A 22234-nucleotide genomic window follows, 5' to 3' on the forward strand; every position below is an offset into this window, starting at 1 on the left:
ACGGAAGCTTACGTGTAGGAGTGTTTTTTAGTTATGACGCCGTTACATTTTTTCTAAATAATGCACGCTAAATCGTTTGTCATTATCAATCCAGCAATTGACCGGATGAAAACCACTTTGACGAGCGAGAGTCTCAAACTCTTCTTTACTGTATTTATAGGAGTTCTCCGTATGAACCGTCTCCCCCTGTTTAAACGGAACCGTCACGTCTCCGACTTGTACTAATTGATCAAGTTGACTCCGAAGATGCATTTCGATTCGTCCTTTTTCTTCATTATAAAAAGCATGATGTTTAAATCGGGTCACATCAAACGTTCCATCGAGCATCTGGTTCAAGTGCGTCAACATGTTCAAATTGAATGCTGCCGTGACACCGGCTACATCGTTATAAGCACGTTCAAGGACATCGGTCGATTTTTTTAGATCAACGCCGATCAAGAATCCATCTCCACTTTCAAGGATCCGCGATGAATGACGTAAAAAGTGCATCGCTTCCTCCGGTTCAAAGTTCCCGATCGTCGAACCCGGGAAAAAGATGACCCGTTTTTGAGACTCCTCTACCGGTAAGGAAATGGCTTGTGAATAATCTCCACAAACAGCTTTAATATGCAATGCAGGATACCGCTCCGATAATTGACGAGCAGATTCCATCAAAAAGTCTTTTGAGATGTCGATCGGCATGTACGTATCCAAGTGCGTAAACGTCTCAAGCAACATCTGGATTTTACGACTGCTTCCGCTTCCATATTCGATCAGTGTATGCACATCCCCAATACTCTGAGCGATTTCCGCTCGGTGTTGCTCCAAGATAGCAAGTTCCGTTCGTGTCGGATAATATTCCGGTTGTTGCGTGATCTGCTCGAACAACTGGGAGCCGATATGATCATAAAAATATTTCGCCGGTAAGACTTTTTGTTCGCGCATCAGACCTTCGATGACTTCTAAACGCATGTTTTGTTGCGGAGTATATAAGTCGTAGCCAATGACCGTCTCGCGCATCACATATCACCCGCCAATCGGAAGCCGCCAAATAACCAGCGTTTATCGGGTGGGAAGAAGTTTCGGTACGTCTCGCGAATATGATCGTCAGGCGTCACACACGCTCCTCCACGGAGTACCATTTGATTACACATGAACTTCGCATTGTACTCTCCAAGTGCTCCCTCGAGTGGTTTACTGCCTGGGTACGAACTATAAGGACTTGATGTCCATTCCCAGACGTTACCGAACATGCTCGCAAGTGTCGTCTCTGACTCTTTGACTACGACTGGATGAAACGTACCGTTTCCCATCATGTTGCGCTTCGTAACGGAATCGACTTGACGAGAAGCCCATTCCCATTCCGCTTCTGTCGGCAAACGCTTCCCTTTAAAACGGCTGTAAGCATCCGCCTCATAAAAGCTAACGTGACAGACTGGTTCGTCGAGCCTCAATGGTTCGACGCCATTCATCGTAAAGATCGTCCATTCTCCCGCGTCATCCTTCATCCAATATAATGGCGCTTTCCAGCCTTCTTTTTGAACCGTCGCAAAGCCATCAGATAACCAATACTCTGACTTTTCATAGCCACCTGCTTCAATAAATGCCAAATACTCCCCGTTCGTGACAGGACGTGTCGCTAATTCAAACGGATGCAGCCACGTTTTATGGCGCGGACTCTCGTTATCAAACGCAAAACCGTCTCCTGTATGACCAATCTCGACGAGTCCTTCCTCAAATGGAATAAAGGATGTTTCCATGAGTGCATTTTCAGGCACATCCGGTTCTAACGACTTTGACTGATAGGCAGGTAATAACGGATTCGTGAAAAAGTTATACTTCACGTCCATCAAAATCAATTCCTGATGTTGTTGTTCGTGTTGTAGTCCCATCTCGACCAATGCTTCGATTTTTCGTTGATCTTCTGGAGTCCGTTCTTCTTTCAAGAACTCGATCATTTGTCCATCGACATATGCCCTGTAAGCGATGATGTCCTCGACGGTCGGACGTGACAACATTCCCCGTTGTTGACGAGGTTGATAAGGTCCGATTGAATTGTAGTACGAGTTAAACAAATAATTGTATTTCGGATGGAAGACTTGATAGTTTTCACTATATTCCTGTAGTATCATCCGTTCAAAAAACCAAGTCGTATGAGCAATGTGCCATTTTGGCGGACTCACGTCTGAACTAGCTTGAATGATGAAATCCTCTGCTTCGAGCGGTTCGATTAAGGCGATCGTTTGGTTGCGAACGGTTGCGAATTTTTCAATTAAGTACGATGTCGTTTCAAATAGCATGTCAATCACTCCCTATCCAAAATATTCCGAATTTTTTGTTCCATTTGACTTATACCCCTCCTATGGAAGAGTTATGCTAAGGAAACAAAAAAAGTCCGCTCTGTTAAGAGCGGATTCATCATACTTAAAATACTTTATCACCGTTGAAGATCGAGTTTTTGACGACAACGTAGTCGACCGTCCGAATCGCCTTCAATTTATTTCCACCAGCGTATGAGATCGCTGATTGCAAATCTTGCTCCATTTCAATCAATGTATCTGCTAGACTTCCTTTATGCTCGACGAACATCTTTTTCCCTTCAACATTCTTGCGTTCGCCTTTTTGGAACTCAGAAGCAGAACCGAAATATTCCTTGACGAGCACCCCGTCCACTTCATGTGTCTCACCAGGCGATTCTTCATGCCCTGCGAAAAGTGAACCGATCATGACCATCGAAGCACCGAACCGAACCGACTTCGCGATATCCCCATGCGTCCGAATCCCACCATCGGCGATAATCGGTTTGCTTGCTGCCTTCGCACACCAACGAAGTGCTGCGAGTTGCCAACCACCTGTACCGAACCCTGTTTTAATTTTCGTGATACAAACTTTACCTGGTCCAATCCCGACTTTTGTTGCGTCTGCTCCTGCGTTCTCAAGTTCGCGTACCGCTTCCGGTGTACCGACGTTTCCAGCAATAACGAAACTTGTTGGCAAAAGCGACTTGATGTGGCGAATCATCTGAATGACTGCTTCCGAATGACCGTGTGCGATATCAATTGTGATGTATTCAGGAGTTAGCCCCTCTGTCGCGAGCTGTTCGATCAGCTGATATTCTTCTTCCTTGACACCGACGCTAATCGAAGCGAACAGTTGACGCTCTTGCATCATACGAACGAACGCTAGGCGACGTGCCGGTTCGAATCGATGCATGATATAGAAATAATCGCCTTCAGCTAAGAACAAAGCAATCGATTCATCAATGATCGTTTGCATGTTTGCGGGTACGACCGGAAGCTTGAAACGACGACCGCCGAACTCGACTGACGTATCACATTCCGAACGACTACCAACGATTGATTTTGCTGGAATTAATTGAATATCTTCATAATCGAATACTACATCCATGAATAACACCTCTAATAACGAATATTTTTTGTATATCGGCGATAATCTTTCGCCCCTTGACCACTATAACGAACTGTCATCATGGTGTCAAAGAAATTTTCGTGTTTTTAAGGTTTTTCATGAACTTTTTTAGTAAACAACAAAATAATGTTCGGATTTTAACAATATTGTTGTTGTAAATCAGTCAACCATTGTTCTTCCCACTCGAAATAACTCGATGCCTCCGATTTCTCAAACACTTGATCAGGATAAGGCAAGGCAAGTGGCGGACGCTCATTTTTTGGAAAATAAGCCAGTTGCTTAGATTCCCCATCAATGGCCTCGAGCGTCCCACTGACTACCTCACATTCGAACATCGTTGCTACATACTCGACCTCGTTTCCGTCAGGGTACGTAAGTCGAAACGATTCCCCACCAAATGTCGCGATTAGTCGGACGGGTCGAACGAATAGACCCGTTTCTTCATAAACTTCGCGAATGACTGCTTGTGCAGGGGATTCTCCTAGTTCAATCGCCCCGGCAGGCAAACTCCAAAACGGACCACCTGGATCTTGGAAAAGGATATGCCCTGCTTCGTTTCGAATGATTGCTGCGACGCATGGTGTAAACAGACGTTGTGTTCCGACATATCGCCGTAGATTGGCATAATAATCAGAGATTGGCATGACGTGACTCCTCCCGGTCTTCTTTTAATAGAGCAAACAGAATAAAATCTTCCCAGGCATCATTGATGAAGAGATTTTGTTTCGCGATTCCTTCTTTACGAAATCCGACTTTTTCAAGAACTCGGATTGATCCGATGTTCCCCGGCATGACCTCAGCACGAATCCGGTGGAACTGATGGACATCAAATAGATGGTCTACGAACAATCCGACTGCTTGAGCCATATATCCTTTTCCGCCATAAGCTTCATCTAACTGATAGCCGATCATGCACGTCTCGGCTGGTCCACGCTGGATGAACATCGCTGAGACATCGCCAATCAATTGATCATTCTCCGTTAAATAAACACCATAAGCATAATACGCATCTTGTTTCATCAACTCTTGATGACGAAAAATTCGTTCCCGCTGCCCCTCTAACGTGTACTGTTCGGGTAACGGCTTAACTGGCATCCAGTATTCGAAGTGTTCACGATTTCGTAAGTTCATCTCAAGAATAACTGCCGCATCATCTAAGACATACGGACGAATATATATAGGTAACATCATTTTTCCTCCTTTAGATCATTATCTTTAGTTCAAGAAGTTTGTGTGTTTCATAATTCATCCAGCGGGAATCTACATAATAGTTCATTACATTACAGTGACAGCATGCTATAAAGAAAACTGTCGAAGAAGGAGTGACCTATGTATTCAGACACTGATTTGCTCAATCAAATCAAACGGCGTGATTCTGTCGCGCTCGAACGATTATACGATCGTTACGAAAAAACACTCTTTCTTTTATTTCGTCGTACACAGGTTGATGAAGCACTTATTCATTCTGCAATGACCGAGTTATTCCGCACTGTTTGGGAACAACCGACACGTTATCCGAACTTCCAAGGATTCATTTTGCATACATTACGACAACTCAGTAGTAAAAGAGAACATATTCCGACTTAATTGAAAGAATCAGTTATACTCTTTCGACACAGGTAAAATGAACCCTTTAATTCAATGATGTATTTAGAGAAGAACAGCTTACTTTGTTCTTTTTTTGTTTTGTCCTTTCTTTTTCGATACGGGCATGCTATATTATTAAGTAATTATTGTTGTTCGGTGGAGATACGAAGTGTTTCACTTTATATTCGATGAAATTGATCACGGTAGTAATAATCAGTGTGCCAGTCACACGCAGGAGGCAATACACATGGAACAAGGTAAAGTAAAATGGTTTAACGCAGAAAAAGGATTCGGCTTCATCGAGCGCGAAAGCGGAGACGACGTATTCGTACACTTCTCAGCAATCCAATCTGAAGGTTTCAAATCACTTGACGAAGGTCAAGAGGTTTCTTTCGAAGTTGAAGAAGGTCAACGCGGACCACAAGCAACTAACGTTGTAAAACTTTAATTTCTTTTAGACCCTGCTCCGGCAGGGTCTTTTTTTGTTTAAATATGCTACACTGGCGATTCAAGAAGAAAGGAGATGTAACATGACACTCGAACAAACCGTGCAACATCTTAAAGATGCTATGCTAAAAGGAGATTCATCACAAGTCTCACATCTATTATCTCCCGAATTCACGTTCATCGATGCGTTAGGGCGATCGTTCGACGCCGAAACGTATCTTGATCATTACGTTGACCCTGCGAATATCCGCTGGTTATCCCGGACCGATGATTTTTCATACATCGATCACTTTGAAGATACAGCGATTCAGTATAGTTTAATAGAAGATCGTTTTGAATACGGGGCAACTCAATACGTAGGACGTTTCCGGATCGTCTCAATCTATCGTGCTACGTCAGATGGTTGGAAATGGCACTTTGGTCAATTAACATCTCTTGATCCGTCGTGACGGATTCAAGAGATGTTTTTATTTTCATTTTCCATTCATCGTTAGTTAGAATTGCTTCTCATTTTTCATTCCGTTACACTGAAGTGGTACATATTTTCTGAAAATTCAAGAAGGAGTGTATCTCATGACGGTTTATAACTTTTCTGCCGGTCCTGCAGTCCTTCCTGCCCCGGTCTTAATGAAGGCTCAATCTGAACTACTTAATTATGAAAATTCAGGACAATCGGCTCTTGAAATGAGTCATCGTTCGCCAATCTTCGAATCGATTCGAGATGCAGCCGAACAATCATTGCGAAGGCTCATGTCGATTCCTGATACGTACTCCGTCTTGTTTCTTCAAGGGGGAGCTACACTTCAGTTCGCGATGTTACCTCAAAATCTAGCGACGAAGACCAGACGGATTGATTTCATCGATACCGGCGGCTGGTCAACGAAGGCGATTGCAGATGCTAAACTGTACGCCACGGTCAATGTGCTCGCCTCTTCTGCTGATCACGGTTATCGTTTCATCCCAGAAGGTCCGTTCACGTCATCAGCCGACTATTTGCACATCACTTGGAACAACACGCTTGAAGGAACGACGTATCAAACACCGCCTCACGTCGATGCGCCACTCGTCGTCGACGTTTCTTCTTCCATTTTGTCTGAATCTTTGCCAATCGAGGCATTTGATGTGTTGTACGCCGGTGCTCAAAAAAACCTTGGCGTCGCCGGTTTAACGGTCGTCATTCTGAAGAATGAGTTGCTAAATCGTGTTCCTGACACGATTGGTGCCTACTTACGGTATGACGTCCATGCCAAACAGCGGTCTCTGTATAACACGCCGCCGACATTCAGTCTTTACATGACGAAATTAGTACTCGATTGGATTGAAGAGACGGGACTCGAGACGATTGAGGCAAGAAACGTCTCACAAGCACGCATGTTATATGAAGCAATTGATCAATCCGATCTATTTCATAACCATGTAGCCATCAAAGATCGAAGCCGGATGAACATTCCATTTTCGACCGGAAGTGAGACGGAAGACGCTGCTTTCTTGACCTTCGCTGCGCGTCACGATCTAATCAACCTTGCCGGTCATCGTTCGATTGGTGGAATGCGCGCGAGTCTTTACAATGCGATGCCGACCGAAGGGGTTACGGCACTGATTCACATCATGCACCGTTTTGAACAGGGGGAACGTTAAATGTATCAAGTCCAACTATGGAATGATCTATCGGATAAAGGATTAAAACGATTCACAGACGACTATCACGTCCAGCGAGAAACGGAGCAGCCAGACGCCTTTCTCGTCCGCAGCAAGGATTTACATGACATGCGCTTTCCGGACAGTCTTAAAGCCGTCGCCCGAGCTGGCGTCGGCGTCAATACGATTCCACTCGATCAACTTGCGAACCGCGGGATTCCCGTCTTTTCGACACCAGGCGCTAATGCAAATGCCGTCAAGGAACTAGTCATCGGCAGTTTATTCCTGACGGCGCGAAAGCTCGTCCCTAGTCTGCTTTGGACGAACAACTTACGCGGACCGGATATTCCGGAGCGGATTGAAGCGAACAAAAAACAATTTGTCGGAACGGAGTTGCTTGGGAAACGAATCGGAATCGTAGGACTTGGAGCAATCGGCGCGAACTTAGCCAACACTCTCCATGAGCTTGGCATGACCGTTACAGGCTATGATCCACATATGTCCGTTGAGTCCGCTTGGCGCGTCTCAAATCAGATTCAGCGGGCAACACAGCTCGAGGATCTGCTCGCGACAAGCGACTACATCACCTTGCATCTTCCGCTCGTTGACGCAACGACAGGTTTACTCGATGCCTCACTCTTGTCGAAGATGAAACACGGCGCGACGTTGCTTAACTTCTCTCGTGGCGAACTCGTCGATGAACAAGCGTTAGCCGATGTACTCCGGTCTGGTCGTCTGGCCAATTATGTGACGGATTTCCCGAATGCCTTCATCTTGTCCCTTCCACGGGTCATCGCTTTGCCACATATCGGGGCATCAACGAGTGAAGCGGAGGAAAACTGTGCCATCATGGCGGTCGATCAACTGCGTCTGTTCCTTGAGACAGGAAACATCCGTAATGCTGTCAATTTCCCAGCTGTCGAGTTACCGTTCACCGGAAAACGACGGATTACGATTGCTCACCACAACATTCCGAATATGGTCGGTCAAATTGCCTCCGTGTTAGCACAAGAGTCGATCAATATCGCGAATATGATCAATGGTAGTAAAGATGCTATTGCCTATACGATCATCGATATCGATAACCATGCGGATGAGTTGATTTCGCTCGACCGACTGAATCAAATTCCTGGCGTCTTGAAAACACGTCTACTCTAAAAGGAGTGATCCCCATGCCAACGTTCGAACCTTTTGCCGCGTTACGACCGGATTCAAAATATGCAGCAGACTTTGCTGCTTTGCCCTATGATGTTTATTCTCGCGAAGAAGCACGATCTGAGATTCGTCGTCATCCGCTGTCTTTTTTACGGATCGATAAAGCAGAAGCCACGCTTCCGTCATTAATCGCTGAAGATGATCCACGCGTTTATCAGCAAGCAGCTCTTGCCTTCGAAGAGAGTCAAACAAATGGCATCTTACAGCTCGACACGGACGAGACGTATTACATTTATCAACTGTCTGACGGGACACATATCCAATCCGGTTTCGTCGGGTGTGTTTCCGTTAGCGATTATGAAACGAATCAAATTCGTAAACATGAGTTCACGCGTCCGGACAAAGAGCGCGATCGTGTCCGACATGTCGAACATCTAAACGCTCATACGGGACCGATTTTACTTGCCCATCAAACGGATGCCCAGCTTCAAGAAATCGTCTCGACGATTACTGCAGGTGATTCTCTATACGACTTTACTGTCGATGGGATCACACACCGAATTTTTAAAGTCATCGATCGCCATCATCTGTTGACGATCGGAAGCCAGTTCGCGCGCCACGACGCCCTCTATATCGCTGATGGTCACCATCGTGCTGCAGCGGCAGCCATCGCTGCCAGTCGGACGGATCAGGAAGAAGCCCAACGCTTCCTTGGTGTCTCCTTTCCACAGGAACAATTACGAATCCTCGGCTATCATCGGGTCGTCGAAGATCTGTACGGTCAATCCGTCGTTGATTTCCTTGAGCGATTAGCCCATCGCTTTACGATCACAAAAGGACGTGCCGAACAAACAAAACGTCACCAAATCGAGATGTATCTCAACCGGCAATGGTATACCCTTTCGTACGATTCTGAACGAACAGGGACGAAAGCGAATCTCGACGTGTCGATTTTACAAGAAGAGTTGTTGACACCGTTACTCGGTATCGAAGATCCACGGACGGACGCACGTATCCAGTTCGTCGGTGGTCATAAGGGGTATGCCGGTCTTGAGCAAATCGTGGATTCCGGACATGCCGCGGTCGCTTTTCACTTGCATCCGACTTCGATCGAAGATTTAATGGCTGTGGCTGATGCGGGAGAAGTAATGCCGCCGAAGTCGACTTGGTTCGAACCGAAACTCCGGAGTGGTTTACTGATCCATCCGTTTGATTCATAATGCACACGCACTAAAAAAGCAAGTCGCGGATTCGATATCCACGACTTGCTTTTTCTTATACGTGTCGCAAAAGAAGAGCCGACACAGCTTCTACTTGAATAGTTCCCGACAACGTCGTTGCGTCTAACAGACTTTCATACGTTCCCTCAAGCGAAAGAGATTGTGCCTCTTCACTTACGTTGACAACGAGCAAGTAAACCTGTTCGCCCTGACGTCGCTCGACGACAAATGTCTGTTTTGTATCATCGATCCTTTGGAAATGATACGTTCCGGAATTTGCTAAAACCGGATGCTGTTTTCGAAGGGCGATCAACTGTGCAGCGTGATCGAACAAATCACGGTTCTGCTTCGTCTCATCCCATTCCATACACGCACGGTTTGCTGGGTCTTGCCCCCCAGTCATTCCAATCTCATCGCCATAATAGATGACGGGTGAACCCGGAAACGTCAACAGTGTAGTGAAGAGTAACTTCATTCGATCGATATTCCCTTTCGCACGCGTTAGAGCACGCGGCGTATCATGCGAGTCAATCAAATTGAACATGACCTCGTTGACATTTTGAGAATGCCAGTTTAAATTCCGGATGACTGCATGTGAGAAATCACGAACGCTCGTCTCGCCCGTCGCAAAACAAGTCAAAAAGCTCTCTGTCAAACCGTAATTCATGACGGCATCAAATTGATCGCCGAGGAGCCATGGTTGTGAATCCGTCCAGCATTCACCGACGATATAACATGTTCCGTTCGCAGCCCGGACTTCCTTTCGAAAATCACGCCAAAACGCATGATCGACTTCACTAGCGACATCCAGACGCCAGCCGTCAATTCCGAATTCCTCGACCCAATGACGTCCGACATGAAGCAAATAGTCTTTGACGTCCGAATGGGCAGTATTCAACTTCGGCATGTTCCGTTCAAATGCAAACACTTCATAGTTTGGAATCGATGGATCGACCGGGAAGGAATCAATCGTAAACCAGTTGGCGTATTTTGAGTCTTGTCCCTTTTCTAAGACATCTTGAAATGCTGGGTGCTCTTCACTAATATGATTAAAGACGGCATCGAGTAATACACGGATACCGTTCTCATGTAGCACATCAATCATCTTGCGGAACGTTTTCTCGTCACCGAACGCAGGATCAAGCTTCAAGTAATCAAGCGTATCGTATTTATGATTGGATGGTGCCTCAAAGACTGGGCAGAAGTAGACACCCGTGACGCCGAGACGTTGTAAATGATCGACGTGATCGATGACCCCTTGAAAATCTCCACCGAAGAAATTCTGAAAAGCTGGTGCTTCACTTCCCCACTCCTTCGTTCCCGCTGGATCGTTCGTGGGATCGCCATTTGCGAATCGTTCCGGGAAAATTTGATACCAGACCGTATCTTTCACCCAATCCGGCGTATCAAAGACGTCCGTCGCATGAACATATGGAACAGAAAAATAATAGCCAGGATGATCGAGTGGCGCTTCGTCATACCAACCACGTTCAGTCAAAGTGGCTGTCGTTTCGCCATGAACCTCGAACCCATACCTTACCCGCTTCCGTTCTGGACGGATTGCAATGAACCAATAGTCATACGTCGCGTCACTTCCATTGTATTGCATCGACTTCCGTTGCACTTTCCAGTATTTTTCTTTATCCGGATCAAAATTCCAATCTCGGTCTTCTTCTTTTTCCGCTTCCCATTCATACGGATCACCATATATCAATTCGACTTTTTCAATATCGTCTTTAGCCGTCATCAGTCGAACATGAACGGTCTCTTGATCATAGGCATAAACGAATGGTGATAATGCGCGATGAACTACTCCAGCCTGGTTCAAATACTGTCACTCTCCCTTAAATTGATATTTCTCTATCGGTAAAGTTCCTTTCTTCCGCATTGCTTAAACGCATTTGGTAGAAATTCAACTGTTCGACCGACATTTTAGTTCAGTCTATCAGGTAGTTTAAGGTATACTGATAACGCATAGGAAATCACAGATTTCTGACATTACGGAAAGAGAGTGGATACGCAATGGGTCGTAAATGGAACAATATCAAGGAAAAAAAGGCATCAAAAGACAAAAATACGAGTCGGATCTACGCAAAGTTCGGTCGTGAGATTTATGTAGCGGCTAAACAAGGTGAGCCCGATCCAGAATCAAACCAAGCATTAAAGGTCGTTCTCGAACGAGCGAAGACATACAACGTGCCCCGTGCCATTGTTGATCGGGCGATTGAAAAAGCAAAAGGTGGAGCGGAAGAGAACTATGATGTACTTCGTTATGAAGGATTTGGTCCAAGCGGTTCAATGGTCATCGTCGAAACGTTGACGAACAATGTTAACCGGACGGCTTCTGATGTGCGTGCTGCATTCGGAAAAAATGGCGGAAACATGGGTGTGAGCGGATCCGTCGCTTATATGTTTGATGCGACGGCAATCTTTGCCTTCGAAGGTAAAACTGCGGATGACGTGCTCGAATTGATGATGGAAGCGGATATTGATGTGCGCGACATCCTCGAAGAAGACGAATCTGTCATCATCTACGCTGAGCCAGAACAATTCCATGCTGTGCAAGAAGCGTTAAAAGCTGCAGGGATTACCGAGTTCTCCCTTGCTGAACTCGTTATGCTTGCACAAAACGAAGTGGCTTTGTCCGAGGACGATGTCGCACAATTCGAGAAGATGATTGATGCACTTGAAGATCTTGAAGATGTGCAACAGGTGTACCATAACGTAGAGTTATAATCAAAAAGACAAGAGGATGGTTACGCCCATCCTCTTGTCTTTTTGATTATACAGTTTCTGTATCGGCTAACGCCCGCAATCGGTTACGCACCGTCTGTCATCATCATAAAGTATGAAACGCGTTTCATAACAAGATTAAAAAAGATTCATTTTTGATGTTTATTTCTTCAATTTAATGGGAAAAGTAATATTCGGAGTTAATTATAACTTATCTTGTTTTGGAAGAAATAAAGGGAGGAACGAAAGATGACATATTCTTTGATTGAAACATTTAAGCACATCGTAAGCGAGGCGACCCGTTTCAAGCGTGTTGATTTCGGAGGTTACGATATTTATATGCAGACGACAGACGGACGGACGATTACGGCACATATCCGCTATGACGGTGGTGGCACTGATTTTAATGAGGCTTATCTAATGCTCGAATCCAGCACTGGGCAACGTCGTACAGCAACCTTAACGCTTTATCAGTTCGAACACCTCTCTTCTTATACAGCACACAGTGAACGGACACGTGCCCTTGTCACAACGAGTGCTTGATGATTATAAAACACGCCTCTCGTGCGAGAGACGTGTTTTTTAGTTCTCTTCTCGTTCTAAGCGTTCGAGTTCAGCATGGGTTTGTGGAAATCCATTCGCTTGCCAGTCTGCGCGATGAATGGAATCGAGTTGCGTCAACCCTACCTCTGCCGGATCACGCTTTGCATCAACACTTGGTCGATGATCAATATCGTTAGAAGTCGTTTTTCGCTGTTGGTATTGTTGATAAGCGATCGTTGCAATCGCCGCTAGACCACCTAAAACGACACCTGTCTTAAATGTTGCTCGCATGAATTTTCCCCCTCTGTGATCGATACGTATACTCTTGATAACTGTACCCATGTTCATTGATTTCAAATCCTTTTCATCTGAAATCGCTTGATTTTCAAAAAAATTTTTTAAAAATTTTTGCTCTTTTTTACCGTGTTCCTACATATTTAACAAGCAAATGAAGAAACGGCTCCATCCCTTATGCTTCAACGCTTCACGTCATGCATGAAGGAAAAAGATACGCTATACTTGATTCAGAAACATCTTCGACGAACAAAATGAATCGTGTCTTCTACTGGACAGTTCCGAGCTTCAACAGCTTGCGTTCGCGTCCCTTTTTCATTTTTGGTCGTCGATGTCACAAAGGAGGGAATTTCGTGTCCGTGATGCATGGGGCGATCCTACTGCCCATATTGATCAGTCTTTTCATCCCGCTTTTAGCGAAGCGCCTTCCGAACATTCATACCGGTTGGTTTGTACTCGTCGTACCTGTACTGCTCGTTTCGTATTTTAGCCGCTTTCTCCCTGGTACGATGTCAGGTAAGACCTTTACGGCACGCATGCCGTGGATACCATCGCTTGGAATCGATTTCGTCACGTATCTTGACGGACTCGGCTTATTGTTCGCATTATTGATCACAGGAATCGGCACACTCGTCGTTCTCTATTCCATTTTTTATTTAGATGCGAAAAAAGAAGCACTCGGTACATTTTATGTCTATTTATTGATGTTCATGACCGCCATGCTTGGTGTCGTTTTGTCAGACAACATGATCGTCCTCTATCTGTTTTGGGAATTAACATCGATTTCGTCATTCTTATTGATCGCCTACTGGTACGAGCGGGAACGTTCTCGTTACGGCGCTCAAAAATCGATGCTGATCACCGTCTTCGGTGGACTAGCGATGCTCGGTGGAATCGCCATTCTCTCAACACTTAGCGGATCGTTTAGTATTCGTGAGACCTATGCGTCGCTTGAGTCGATTCAAAGTGAACCTTTCTTTACAGTCGCCCTTGTTTTATTCTTGCTAGCCGCCTTCACGAAATCGGCTCAGTTTCCGTTTCACATCTGGCTTCCGGATGCAATGGAAGCACCGACCCCTGTCAGTGCCTATTTGCACTCGGCAACGATGGTTAAAGCAGGATTGTATCTTATCGCTCGTTTCAGTCCGATTTTCGCAGGTGAGTCACTTTGGTTTTATCTCGTCTCATCTGTCGGAATATTCACCTTATTCTGGGGTTCACTCAATGCGGTGAAACAACATGATTTAAAAGGGATTCTCGCCTACTCGACGATTTCTCAGCTTGGATTAATCATGTCCTTACTTGGACTCGGAGCAGCTGCCTTGCACGTCGACGCGTTAGACGATGGACTGTACACGATTGCAACAGTTGCTGCAATCTTCCACCTGATCAACCACGCGACGTTTAAAGGCAGTCTCTTCATGATGGCGGGAATCGTCGATCACGAGACTGGTACTCGCGACATTCGGAAGCTCGGTGGTCTTGCGCAATTGATGCCGATCTCGATGACGATCGCAATGATCGGGACCCTTTCGATGGCTGGAATTCCGCCGTTCAATGGTTTCTTAAGTAAAGAGATGTTCTTGACGGGTGTTCTTCAAGTATCAGGATCAGACTTGTTCCACTTACCGTCTTACGGATGGATCATTCCTGTTCTCGCCGTCGTCGGAAGCATTTTTACATTCGTCTACAGTCTCTTGATCGTCCGCAGAACCTTCTTCGGTAAACGCCAAGACGACCAGTTGCCGAAAACACCACACGAGGCACCGATTGGTATGTTGATCCCACCACTCGTCCTTGTCTCGCTCGTCGTCATCATCGGACTTTTCCCGAACATATTGTCGAATGCGTTGATTCGACCAGCAGTCGAAGCGATCTTACCGCAAGTCGTTAATGCCGGTGGCAAGATTGATGTCCATATTTCAATGTGGCACGGATTCAATACCGAGTTATTTCTGACACTCGTGATCATCAGTGCTGGCATAATCTTGTATAAAACACTCCCACGCTGGCAATCGCTTTACCACCGGATGCCACGTGCCGTCTCACTGAATCATCAATATGACGCCTTGTTACGTCGTGGTGAACAGACATCGACACGTATTCACGATACGGTCATGACGGGGTATATGCGGTCGTATCTCGTCTACATCTTCGGATTCGTCGTCATCTTGATTTTGACAGCACTATACGGGTTCGACGCTTTCCGCTTCGCGGTAGATCCGATTAGCTCGATTCATGCTTATGAGATTATTCTCGCTCTCGTTCTTGTTTCAAGTGCTCTCTCGATCACTTTTGCACGATCACGACTGACATCGATCATCTTACTCGGTGTGACAGGTTATACAGTTGCCCTGTTCTTTGTCTTATTTCGAGCGCCAGACCTCGCCTTGACGCAACTCGTCATCGAGACGGTATCGGTCGCTCTGTTCCTGCTCGTTTTCTATCGTTTACCGGAAATCAGCCGGAAAGAAGAGCGCATTCCGTTCAAGCTCGGCAACGCCTTGATTTCGGCACTCGTCGGATTGACAGTGACCCTTGTTGCCCTTGCTTCGCTCAGTCAGCGATCGTTTGCTTCGATTGCCAAGTACTACATTGACAATGTCGCAGATCTTGCCGCCGGTGGGAACATGGTCAACGTCATACTCGTTGACTTCCGTGGCTTTGATACGTTGTTTGAGATTGCCGTTCTCGCACTTGCCGGAATCGGTATTTACACGATGATTAAATTCAGACGAACAGGAGGGATGGATAAATGAAAAAGCAGGCAAAAAAGCATACGAATGACGTCATCTTAGAGTCCGCGACTTCCTTCATTACGTTCATCATCTTCCTGTTTGCTGTCTACTTGTTCTTTGCCGGGCACTATACACCAGGTGGCGGTTTCATTGGTGGTCTCGTGACGGCGTCTGCTCTCGTCTTGATCTTACTTGCTTATGATATCAAGACGTTGCGCCGGATTTTGCCATTTGATTATAAATGGATCACGGCGCTTGGCATGTTGATTGCCGTACTGACGGCTTCAGGAGCGCTTATCTTTAACGTACCGTTCTTTACACATGCCCATGACTATTTTAACCTGCCGTTGTTCGGTAAGACATCGCTACACACCGCGATGTTGTTCGATCTTGGCGTTTATCTTGTCGTCGTCGGTGTGACGATGACGATTATTCAAACAATTGGGGAGAGTGAATAATATGGAAATCATCATGGCGATCGCCGCAGGCATCCTGACGATGTGTGCCATTTATCTCATTCTTTCTAAAAGTATTCTTCGTATCATCATCGGAACAGGGTTGCTCAGTCACGCTGCCCATCTGCTCGTCATGACGATGGGGGGATTAAAACGAGGCGCGGCTCCGGTTTTAAAGGACGGCGTGACTTCCTATACGGATCCACTGCCGCAGGCACTCGTCCTGACTGCCATCGTCATTAGCTTTGGTGTCACTGCCTTCTTCTTGGTGCTTGCGTATCGCGCTTATCAAGAGCTCGGGACCGATAATATCGAAGAGATGAAAGGAACCGATTCGAATGATTAACTTACCGCTATTACCGATCATCATTCCTTTGTTGACCGGTGTCATCTTGATGTTTTTCCCGCGACACCTCAAAGGACAACGGATCGTTTCCATCATTTCGACGATTTTAACTGTCTGTGCTTCCATCTATCTAGTGCTGACTGTCCGGTCGAATGGCATTTTAACCGTCACACTCGGTAGCTGGCCAGCACCTTTCGGGATTACGCTTGTCTCTGATATGCTGTCTGCCCTACTCGTCACGACGACGAGCATCCTCGTCCTTTGTATCATCTGGTATGCCATCGCCTACTTGAGCGACGCCTATCAACGGTACTACTATTTCATTGCCGTACAGTTCCTGCTCGTTGGGGTCAACGGTGCGTTCACGACAGGTGATATTTTTAACATGTTCGTCTTTTTCGAAGTCTTCCTGATTTCGTCTTATGTCTTAATCGTTCTCGGTGGAAAACCGGCCCAATTACGAGAATCGCTCAAGTATCTTTTGATTAACGTCATCTCGTCCGCGTTATTCGTCATGACGGTTGCCTTCTTGTACGGGATCATCGGTTCACTCAGCATGGCGGACATCAGTCAGAAGATCACAGAGATTGGACAACCAGCGATTCTAAACGTCATCGCCTTGTTGTTCCTGATCGTTTTCGGATTAAAAGGCGCGATTTTCCCACTCTACTTCTGGTTACCTGGTTCTTATCAAGTACCACCGACACCTGTTCTTGCCTTGTTCGGTGCCTTGTTGACGAAGGTCGGGGTATACGGAATTTTACGGACGTATAGCTTGTTCTTCTCAAATGAGATTGGAACGATTCATCAAATCTTAAGTGTCCTTGCCCTCAGCACGATCATCATCGGTGTGATTGGCGCATTAGCGACACGGGATGCGAAACAGATCATCATCTACAACATCATCGTCGCAGTCGGGGTCATCTTGTATGGGGTTTCCCTTATGACACCGCAAGCACTAGAAGGTGCGATTTTTTACCTGCTTCACGATATGGTGATCAAGGCTGCATTGTTCCTGCTCGTCGGCATCATGGTCGGAATTGCCGGATCAACTAAACTAAAGGATATGGGTGGCATGATCAAAGCCTTTCCGGTGCTGGGTTGGACATTCTTCATTGCAGCGTTATCGCTTGCCGGCATTCCACCGCTTAGTGGGTTCATTGGGAAGTTCTTGATTGTTCGTGGCGGCATTGAAGCTGGTGAATTGGTCGGACCGATCATCGTTTTGCTATCGAGTCTGCTCGTCTTGTATTCGGTCGTCCAACTGTTCATGCGTGCTTTTTGGGGGATACCCAAACCGTACTCAGGTGAGAAGCAAGCGCTCGTTTCTCGACTGCTAGCACCTGCGATTGCCTTAGTTGCGCTTAGCGTCCTCTATGGCGTAGGCGCTGAGGCGATGCGTCCACTAATTCAACAAGCCGTTGAACCTCTGACGAATCCAACGCTCTATATCGATGCCGTACTCAAAGGAGGTCGTTAATTCATGGCATTTCAAGTCTTGCTCAACTTATTACTTGCATTCTTGTGGATGTTTCTTGCGAATAATTTCTCGGCCTCCGGTTTCGTCATCGGCTATGCATTAGGTCTGATTGCGATGTTCGCTTTCCGTCGCGGCTTTAAGGGTCGTTTTTATCTCGGACCTGTCGTCGCACTCGTCTTGTTGTTTTTCCGCTTTCTCTATGAACTTGTCGTAGCGAACATCGATGTCCTAAAAATCATTTTAAAGCCGAAGTTAGATATTCAGCCTGGTATCTTTGCCTATGAGACGGAACTCGATCAACCGTGGCAAGTCACATTGTTATCGATGCTGATTACCTTGACACCTGGAACACTTGTCGTCGATATCTCGGACGATAATAAGATACTCTATATTCATGCGCTTCATATGCCAGAAGTCGACGAAGCCGTCGCATCGATTCGCGATAGTTTTGAGAAAGCCATTCTGGAGGTGAGTCGGTGATGTTCGATCTTTTAATCTATATCGCACTCGGGGGTGTCTTCCTCTCGATGCTCGGTCTATTCTACCGTGTCATTAAAGGTCCAAGTGTTGCGGATCGTGTTATCGCCTTAGATTCGATTGGTATCAGCTTGATTTCAATCGTTGGTCTTGTCTCAATCATCTTACGGACGAGCGACTACCTCGAAGTCATTCTTTTGATTGGTATACTCGCCTTCATCGGTACGGTTGCCTTTTCAAAATTTATAGAGAAAGGAGAGATCATCGAACGTGATCGCAATCAATGAATGGATCGTCGCGGTCTTCGCCTTGCTCGGTATGGGATTTAGTCTCGTTACCGCGCTCGGTTTGATCCGCTTACCCGATGTCTATACGCGTGCGCATGCCGCATCTAAAAGTGCGACATTAGGCGTCATGTCGATTTTGATCGGCGTCATTATTTATTTCGTCACTGAAGATGGATTTTTCTCCTCTCGTGTCGTGCTTGGTATCCTATTCGTACTCATCACGGCACCGATTGGTGGACATTTAATTGCGCGTGCTGCTTACTATAGCGACGTGCCATTATGGAAATCGTCTGTCCGTGACGACCTGTCTAAGAATAAAGAACATGTGGAACCGAAGAAACGCCAAGATGACATGTGAGTATATCGACATGACAAAACCCTCGCTTCCGCTTACGGAAACGAGGGCTTTTGATTAGGAACGCTGTAAGGGTGAAGCAGCAAATAAGAGCGCCAACTCATCACGATTATCAAGCAACTCTTCTAGTGTATGCTGTTCCAGTTCTCGGATAAAGGCTCGCAATGCTCGCCCAAGCACACCTTTTAATCGACACCCAGGTTCGATGACACAATGACCGTTGCTTCCGAAGCATTCAACGATATCCATCGGTTCCATTTCACGAACGACTTTTCCGATGTTAATGTCCTTTGGATCACGAATCAAACGGAGTCCCCCTGAGCGACCTCTCGTTGATTCGACATATCCAAGTTTCGCTAACTGTTGTGTCACTTTCATTAAATGGTTGGATGAGATGCCATAATGCTGGGCAATCTGCGGCATTGGTGTGATAACATCCCGGTGCACACCGAGATACATCAACACGCGTAAACCATAATCCGTATACTGTGTAATTCTCACAATCCTCACTCCATTCCTTCCCAAAACTGCACTGTTATCGTAACATGAAACACTCTAACGACTACATAGTTTTGTCTCACTATTCATCTCATAATTCGAATTTGTCATCATGCTCTACACAGATTACGTAAGGAAGGAAATATTGGATTTAAAATACGAGATTTCATCAAAAAAAGAGCAATTCCTTATTTCGCATTCGAAACGAGGAATCACTCTTTGAATTATTTTGAAATTTTTTTGGACGATTCTTTAATGACTGCATTAAAGCGATCCGCGTAGTTCGTGAAGACACCTGTAACACCATAGTCAAGCAAGCGAACCATTTCGACTTTTTCATTTACTGTATACGGATGCAACAGCAAGCCCTGTTGACGAATTGCTTTAACATTTTCACGTGTCAATGCTTTATATGAAGGACCGACTCCAACTGCATATTTACGGATTTCCTTTAATTTCGTACTGGTTAAGGAAGACACCTCCTTTGCTTCCATCAATTGAATCAACGGGACTTTTGAATCGATGGATCTGACTTTTTGAAGACTTTCTGCACTAAACGACTGAATCAAGACTTGTCCTGATTTCACACGATCACTAGACAATCCGTTCCGTTTCAATAAATCGAGTAATTTCTTTTCCATTCCTGGGTATACTTCAGGGGACTTCGTCTCAATGTAGTAATTCGCATGTTTCCCGTACTTATTCACGACTTCTTGGAGTGTCGGGACTTTTAATCCTACATATGATTTTTTAGCGAGTGTTGGATTTGCTTCATTAAACCAACTACCCGCATCAAGTTTCTTGATTTGAGCTAATGTCTTCTCTTTGACAGCACCCGTTCCGTTCGTCGTCCGATCGACGGTTTCGTCATGCATCGCAATCAAATGACCGTCTTTTGTCATCTGTAAATCAATTTCGATGTAATCTGCTTTAAATTTCTTATGTCCCATTTCGTAAGCTGGCATCGTATGCTCCGGCGCATAACCTGAAGCTCCACGATGAGCAACGTTAATGATTCGATTTGAATCGAGTAACGATTTGCCTTTTGATTGTGCACCGACATCTTCTGTCGGAAGTCCTGTACTTAATACGGCTCCCGCTACCATCGTCAATCCGATTTGTTTCAGCATCATCTATTCCCCCTTGAAATATTCTTACAACACTTATCTTAAATTGTTTGTATGAAGATGATATAGAGAAGCTGTTAACGTCATTTCTTGATTTGATGACAAAACGATATCATTCCATAGAAAAAAGACCCGCATCTAAAACGGGTCTTTTAATGATTACGCTTCGAAAATCAATGACTCTGGATCTTCAAGAAGATCTTTAATGTGTTTCAGGAACGTAACAGCTTCTTTTCCATCCACGATCCGGTGATCGTAAGAGAGAGCAACATACATCATCGGACGATTTTCCATGCGTTCTGCATCAATGGCAATAGGGCGCAGGTTGATTGCGTGCATGCCGAGAATCGCGACTTGTGGACCGTTTAAGATCGGCGTCGACATGAGTGAACCGAACGTACCACCATTCGTGATTGTGAACGTACCACCCGTTAAGTCAGATAGACCAAGTTTATTATCACGCGCTTTGACCGCTAATTGAATGATGTCCTTTTCAATTTCAGCGAAGTTCTTTTTGTCCGCATCACGAACGACTGGAACAACGAGACCGTCTGGTGCTGAGACGGCAATGCCGATATCATAGAATTTCTTCAGGACGATTTCATCGCCTTGAATCTCAGCATTCAAGTATGGCATCTTTTTGAGTGCTGCGACTGCTGCTTTCGTAAAGAATGACATGAAGCCGAGTTTAACTTCGTTTTCTTTAACAAACTTTTCTTGACGGCGTTTACGGAGCGCCATGACAGCAGACATATCGATTTCATTGAATGTCGTCAACATCGCTGCCGTTTGTTGAACTTCAACAAGGCGATTCGCAATCGTCTTCCGGCGACGTGACATCTTGATTCGCTCTTCTGGTTTCCCAGGAGCAGCCGCTTGAGCTGGTGTCGGCGCAGCATGCTTCGTAGGAGCAGGTTTTGCTTGTTCACGTGGCGCTACTTCAAACGTCGCGACATCTTGGACACGGATCCGACCAAGTGGATCTTGCGTCGCCACTTGTGCTAAATCAATTCCTTTTTCACGAGCCAATTTACGGGCAGCAGGTGAAGCAATCGGACGATCTGCAACGGATGTACTTTCCGTCGCTGCTGCAGCCACTGGTTGTTCCGCTTTTTCTTCTGCTTTTGGTGTCTCTTTTGGAGTTTCTTGTGCTGTTTCTGTTGCAGCCGGTTTTGAAGCTTCGCCACCAGCAGAGATGACAGCAATCGTTTCCCCGACGCGGACTGTATCTCCCTCAGCAGCCATTACTTCCGTTAACGTACCCGCTTCATCTGACGGTACTTCGATGTTGACCTTATCTGTCTCGAGCTCAACGATGGCTTCCCCTTTTTCCACGTGATCACCTGGTTGTTTTAACCAAGATGCCACCGTTCCTTCAGTAATTGATTCGGCAAGTTCTGGTACTTTGATTTCCATCGTATTCTCCCCCTATGACTCGTTTCTATC

The 22234-nt window shown here is 45.7% G+C and carries 25 protein-coding genes; 15 read left to right on the forward strand and 10 right to left on the reverse strand.

Annotation, left to right across the window (positions count from 1 at the left end; translation table 11 throughout):
- Positions 1 to 42 precede the first annotated feature (42 nt).
- The 5 genes from egtD to Q7C19_RS05660 all read right to left on the reverse strand — a co-directional run bounded on the left by egtD (position 43) and on the right by Q7C19_RS05660 (position 4596).
- Positions 43 to 999, reverse strand: coding sequence for an L-histidine N(alpha)-methyltransferase (gene egtD, locus Q7C19_RS05640; RefSeq protein WP_375091857.1), 957 nt, complete (start codon positions 997 to 999; stop codon positions 43 to 45).
- On the reverse strand, positions 999 to 2279 hold the full coding sequence (egtB, locus tag Q7C19_RS05645) for an ergothioneine biosynthesis protein EgtB (RefSeq protein WP_056061882.1): 1281 nt from the start codon (positions 2277 to 2279) through the stop codon (positions 999 to 1001). The genes egtD and egtB overlap by 1 nt, the downstream gene beginning before the upstream one ends.
- 124 nt (positions 2280 to 2403) lie before the next feature.
- The gene (gene guaC / locus Q7C19_RS05650) at positions 2404 to 3387 is read right to left on the reverse strand and encodes a GMP reductase (protein WP_035407471.1); all 984 of its coding nucleotides are present in this window, start codon (positions 3385 to 3387) and stop codon (positions 2404 to 2406) included.
- 158 nt (positions 3388 to 3545) lie between these two features.
- Positions 3546 to 4052 (reverse strand): NUDIX domain-containing protein, encoded by a 507-nt coding sequence (locus tag Q7C19_RS05655; RefSeq protein ID WP_052019000.1) that lies wholly within the window; start codon positions 4050 to 4052, stop codon positions 3546 to 3548.
- Entirely contained in the window at positions 4039 to 4596 is a 558-nt protein-coding gene (locus Q7C19_RS05660; RefSeq protein WP_035407467.1) for a GNAT family N-acetyltransferase, read from the reverse strand. Before Q7C19_RS05660 ends, Q7C19_RS05655 begins: the two co-directional genes overlap by 14 nt.
- A gap of 141 nt (positions 4597 to 4737) precedes the next feature.
- On the opposite strand from Q7C19_RS05660, the gene Q7C19_RS05665 reads away from it, so the two are divergent.
- The 6 genes from Q7C19_RS05665 to Q7C19_RS05690 all read left to right on the forward strand — a co-directional run bounded on the left by Q7C19_RS05665 (position 4738) and on the right by Q7C19_RS05690 (position 9455).
- Positions 4738 to 4995, forward strand: coding sequence for an RNA polymerase sigma factor (locus Q7C19_RS05665; protein WP_035407462.1), 258 nt, complete (start codon positions 4738 to 4740; stop codon positions 4993 to 4995).
- Between the two features lie 247 nt (positions 4996 to 5242).
- Positions 5243 to 5443, forward strand: coding sequence for a cold-shock protein (locus tag Q7C19_RS05670; protein WP_023468529.1), 201 nt, complete (start codon positions 5243 to 5245; stop codon positions 5441 to 5443).
- Between the two features lie 82 nt (positions 5444 to 5525).
- Complete coding sequence (locus Q7C19_RS05675; RefSeq protein WP_035407460.1) at positions 5526 to 5891, forward strand: nuclear transport factor 2 family protein; 366 nt, start codon at positions 5526 to 5528, stop codon at positions 5889 to 5891.
- Positions 5892 to 6015: 124 nt separating this feature from the next.
- The gene (gene serC, locus Q7C19_RS05680; protein ID WP_375091858.1) at positions 6016 to 7080 is read left to right on the forward strand and encodes a 3-phosphoserine/phosphohydroxythreonine transaminase; all 1065 of its coding nucleotides are present in this window, start codon (positions 6016 to 6018) and stop codon (positions 7078 to 7080) included.
- Entirely contained in the window at positions 7081 to 8238 is a 1158-nt protein-coding gene (locus Q7C19_RS05685; RefSeq protein ID WP_056062043.1) for a phosphoglycerate dehydrogenase, read from the forward strand. It begins immediately after the preceding gene.
- 14 nt (positions 8239 to 8252) lie between these two features.
- The gene (locus Q7C19_RS05690) at positions 8253 to 9455 is read left to right on the forward strand and encodes a DUF1015 domain-containing protein (RefSeq protein WP_035407452.1); all 1203 of its coding nucleotides are present in this window, start codon (positions 8253 to 8255) and stop codon (positions 9453 to 9455) included.
- Between the two features lie 55 nt (positions 9456 to 9510).
- On the opposite strand, the gene Q7C19_RS05695 is transcribed toward Q7C19_RS05690, so the two are convergent.
- Positions 9511 to 11283, reverse strand: coding sequence for a glycoside hydrolase family 13 protein (locus Q7C19_RS05695; RefSeq protein ID WP_375091859.1), 1773 nt, complete (start codon positions 11281 to 11283; stop codon positions 9511 to 9513).
- Positions 11284 to 11477: 194 nt separating this feature from the next.
- On the opposite strand from Q7C19_RS05695, the gene Q7C19_RS05700 reads away from it, so the two are divergent.
- A complete protein-coding gene (locus Q7C19_RS05700) occupies positions 11478 to 12191 on the forward strand; it encodes a YebC/PmpR family DNA-binding transcriptional regulator (RefSeq protein WP_023468535.1) in 714 nt (237 codons plus the stop codon).
- A 246-nt stretch (positions 12192 to 12437) separates the two neighbouring features.
- The gene (locus tag Q7C19_RS05705) at positions 12438 to 12731 is read left to right on the forward strand and encodes a hypothetical protein (protein ID WP_035407444.1); all 294 of its coding nucleotides are present in this window, start codon (positions 12438 to 12440) and stop codon (positions 12729 to 12731) included.
- 39 nt (positions 12732 to 12770) lie between these two features.
- Here Q7C19_RS05705 and Q7C19_RS05710 read toward each other — a convergent pair whose 3' ends face one another.
- Positions 12771 to 13022: a hypothetical protein gene (locus tag Q7C19_RS05710; protein ID WP_290750994.1), complete on the reverse strand. Its 252-nt coding sequence runs from the start codon at positions 13020 to 13022 to the stop codon at positions 12771 to 12773.
- A gap of 356 nt (positions 13023 to 13378) precedes the next feature.
- On the opposite strand from Q7C19_RS05710, the gene Q7C19_RS05715 reads away from it, so the two are divergent.
- The 7 genes from Q7C19_RS05715 to mnhG are packed head-to-tail and all read left to right on the forward strand — an operon-like array spanning position 13379 to position 19166.
- Complete coding sequence (locus Q7C19_RS05715; protein WP_375091860.1) at positions 13379 to 15784, forward strand: Na+/H+ antiporter subunit A; 2406 nt, start codon at positions 13379 to 13381, stop codon at positions 15782 to 15784.
- Positions 15781 to 16221 carry a Na(+)/H(+) antiporter subunit B gene (locus Q7C19_RS05720; protein WP_308101695.1) on the forward strand — a complete coding sequence of 147 codons (441 nt, stop codon included), beginning with the start codon at positions 15781 to 15783 and terminating at the stop codon, positions 16219 to 16221. The genes Q7C19_RS05715 and Q7C19_RS05720 overlap by 4 nt, the downstream gene beginning before the upstream one ends.
- Before the next feature lies 1 nt (position 16222).
- A complete protein-coding gene (locus tag Q7C19_RS05725; protein ID WP_023468540.1) occupies positions 16223 to 16564 on the forward strand; it encodes a Na(+)/H(+) antiporter subunit C in 342 nt (113 codons plus the stop codon).
- Entirely contained in the window at positions 16557 to 18044 is a 1488-nt protein-coding gene (locus Q7C19_RS05730; RefSeq protein WP_375091861.1) for a Na+/H+ antiporter subunit D, read from the forward strand. Before Q7C19_RS05725 ends, Q7C19_RS05730 begins: the two co-directional genes overlap by 8 nt.
- 3 nt (positions 18045 to 18047) lie before the next feature.
- On the forward strand, positions 18048 to 18524 hold the full coding sequence (locus Q7C19_RS05735) for a Na+/H+ antiporter subunit E (protein ID WP_375091862.1): 477 nt from the start codon (positions 18048 to 18050) through the stop codon (positions 18522 to 18524).
- Between the two features lie 47 nt (positions 18525 to 18571).
- Positions 18572 to 18808, forward strand: a complete 237-nt coding sequence (locus tag Q7C19_RS05740) for a Na(+)/H(+) antiporter subunit F1 (RefSeq protein WP_375092147.1) — start codon at positions 18572 to 18574, stop codon at positions 18806 to 18808.
- Positions 18792 to 19166, forward strand: coding sequence for a monovalent cation/H(+) antiporter subunit G (gene mnhG, locus Q7C19_RS05745; RefSeq protein WP_035407423.1), 375 nt, complete (start codon positions 18792 to 18794; stop codon positions 19164 to 19166). The genes Q7C19_RS05740 and mnhG overlap by 17 nt, the downstream gene beginning before the upstream one ends.
- Positions 19167 to 19220: 54 nt before the next feature.
- Here mnhG and Q7C19_RS05750 read toward each other — a convergent pair whose 3' ends face one another.
- The 3 genes from Q7C19_RS05750 to odhB form a co-directional block, all read right to left on the reverse strand.
- A complete protein-coding gene (locus tag Q7C19_RS05750; protein ID WP_035407421.1) occupies positions 19221 to 19664 on the reverse strand; it encodes an Rrf2 family transcriptional regulator in 444 nt (147 codons plus the stop codon).
- A gap of 221 nt (positions 19665 to 19885) precedes the next feature.
- Positions 19886 to 20791 carry a glycerophosphodiester phosphodiesterase gene (locus tag Q7C19_RS05755; protein WP_375091863.1) on the reverse strand — a complete coding sequence of 302 codons (906 nt, stop codon included), beginning with the start codon at positions 20789 to 20791 and terminating at the stop codon, positions 19886 to 19888.
- Between the two features lie 156 nt (positions 20792 to 20947).
- Complete coding sequence (gene odhB, locus Q7C19_RS05760; RefSeq protein WP_375091864.1) at positions 20948 to 22204, reverse strand: 2-oxoglutarate dehydrogenase complex dihydrolipoyllysine-residue succinyltransferase; 1257 nt, start codon at positions 22202 to 22204, stop codon at positions 20948 to 20950.
- Positions 22205 to 22234: the final 30 nt, after the last annotated feature.

Origin of the sequence: Exiguobacterium sp. PHA03, from assembly GCF_041945985.1 — a bacterium.
GTDB lineage: Bacteria > Bacillota > Bacilli > Exiguobacteriales > Exiguobacteriaceae > Exiguobacterium_A.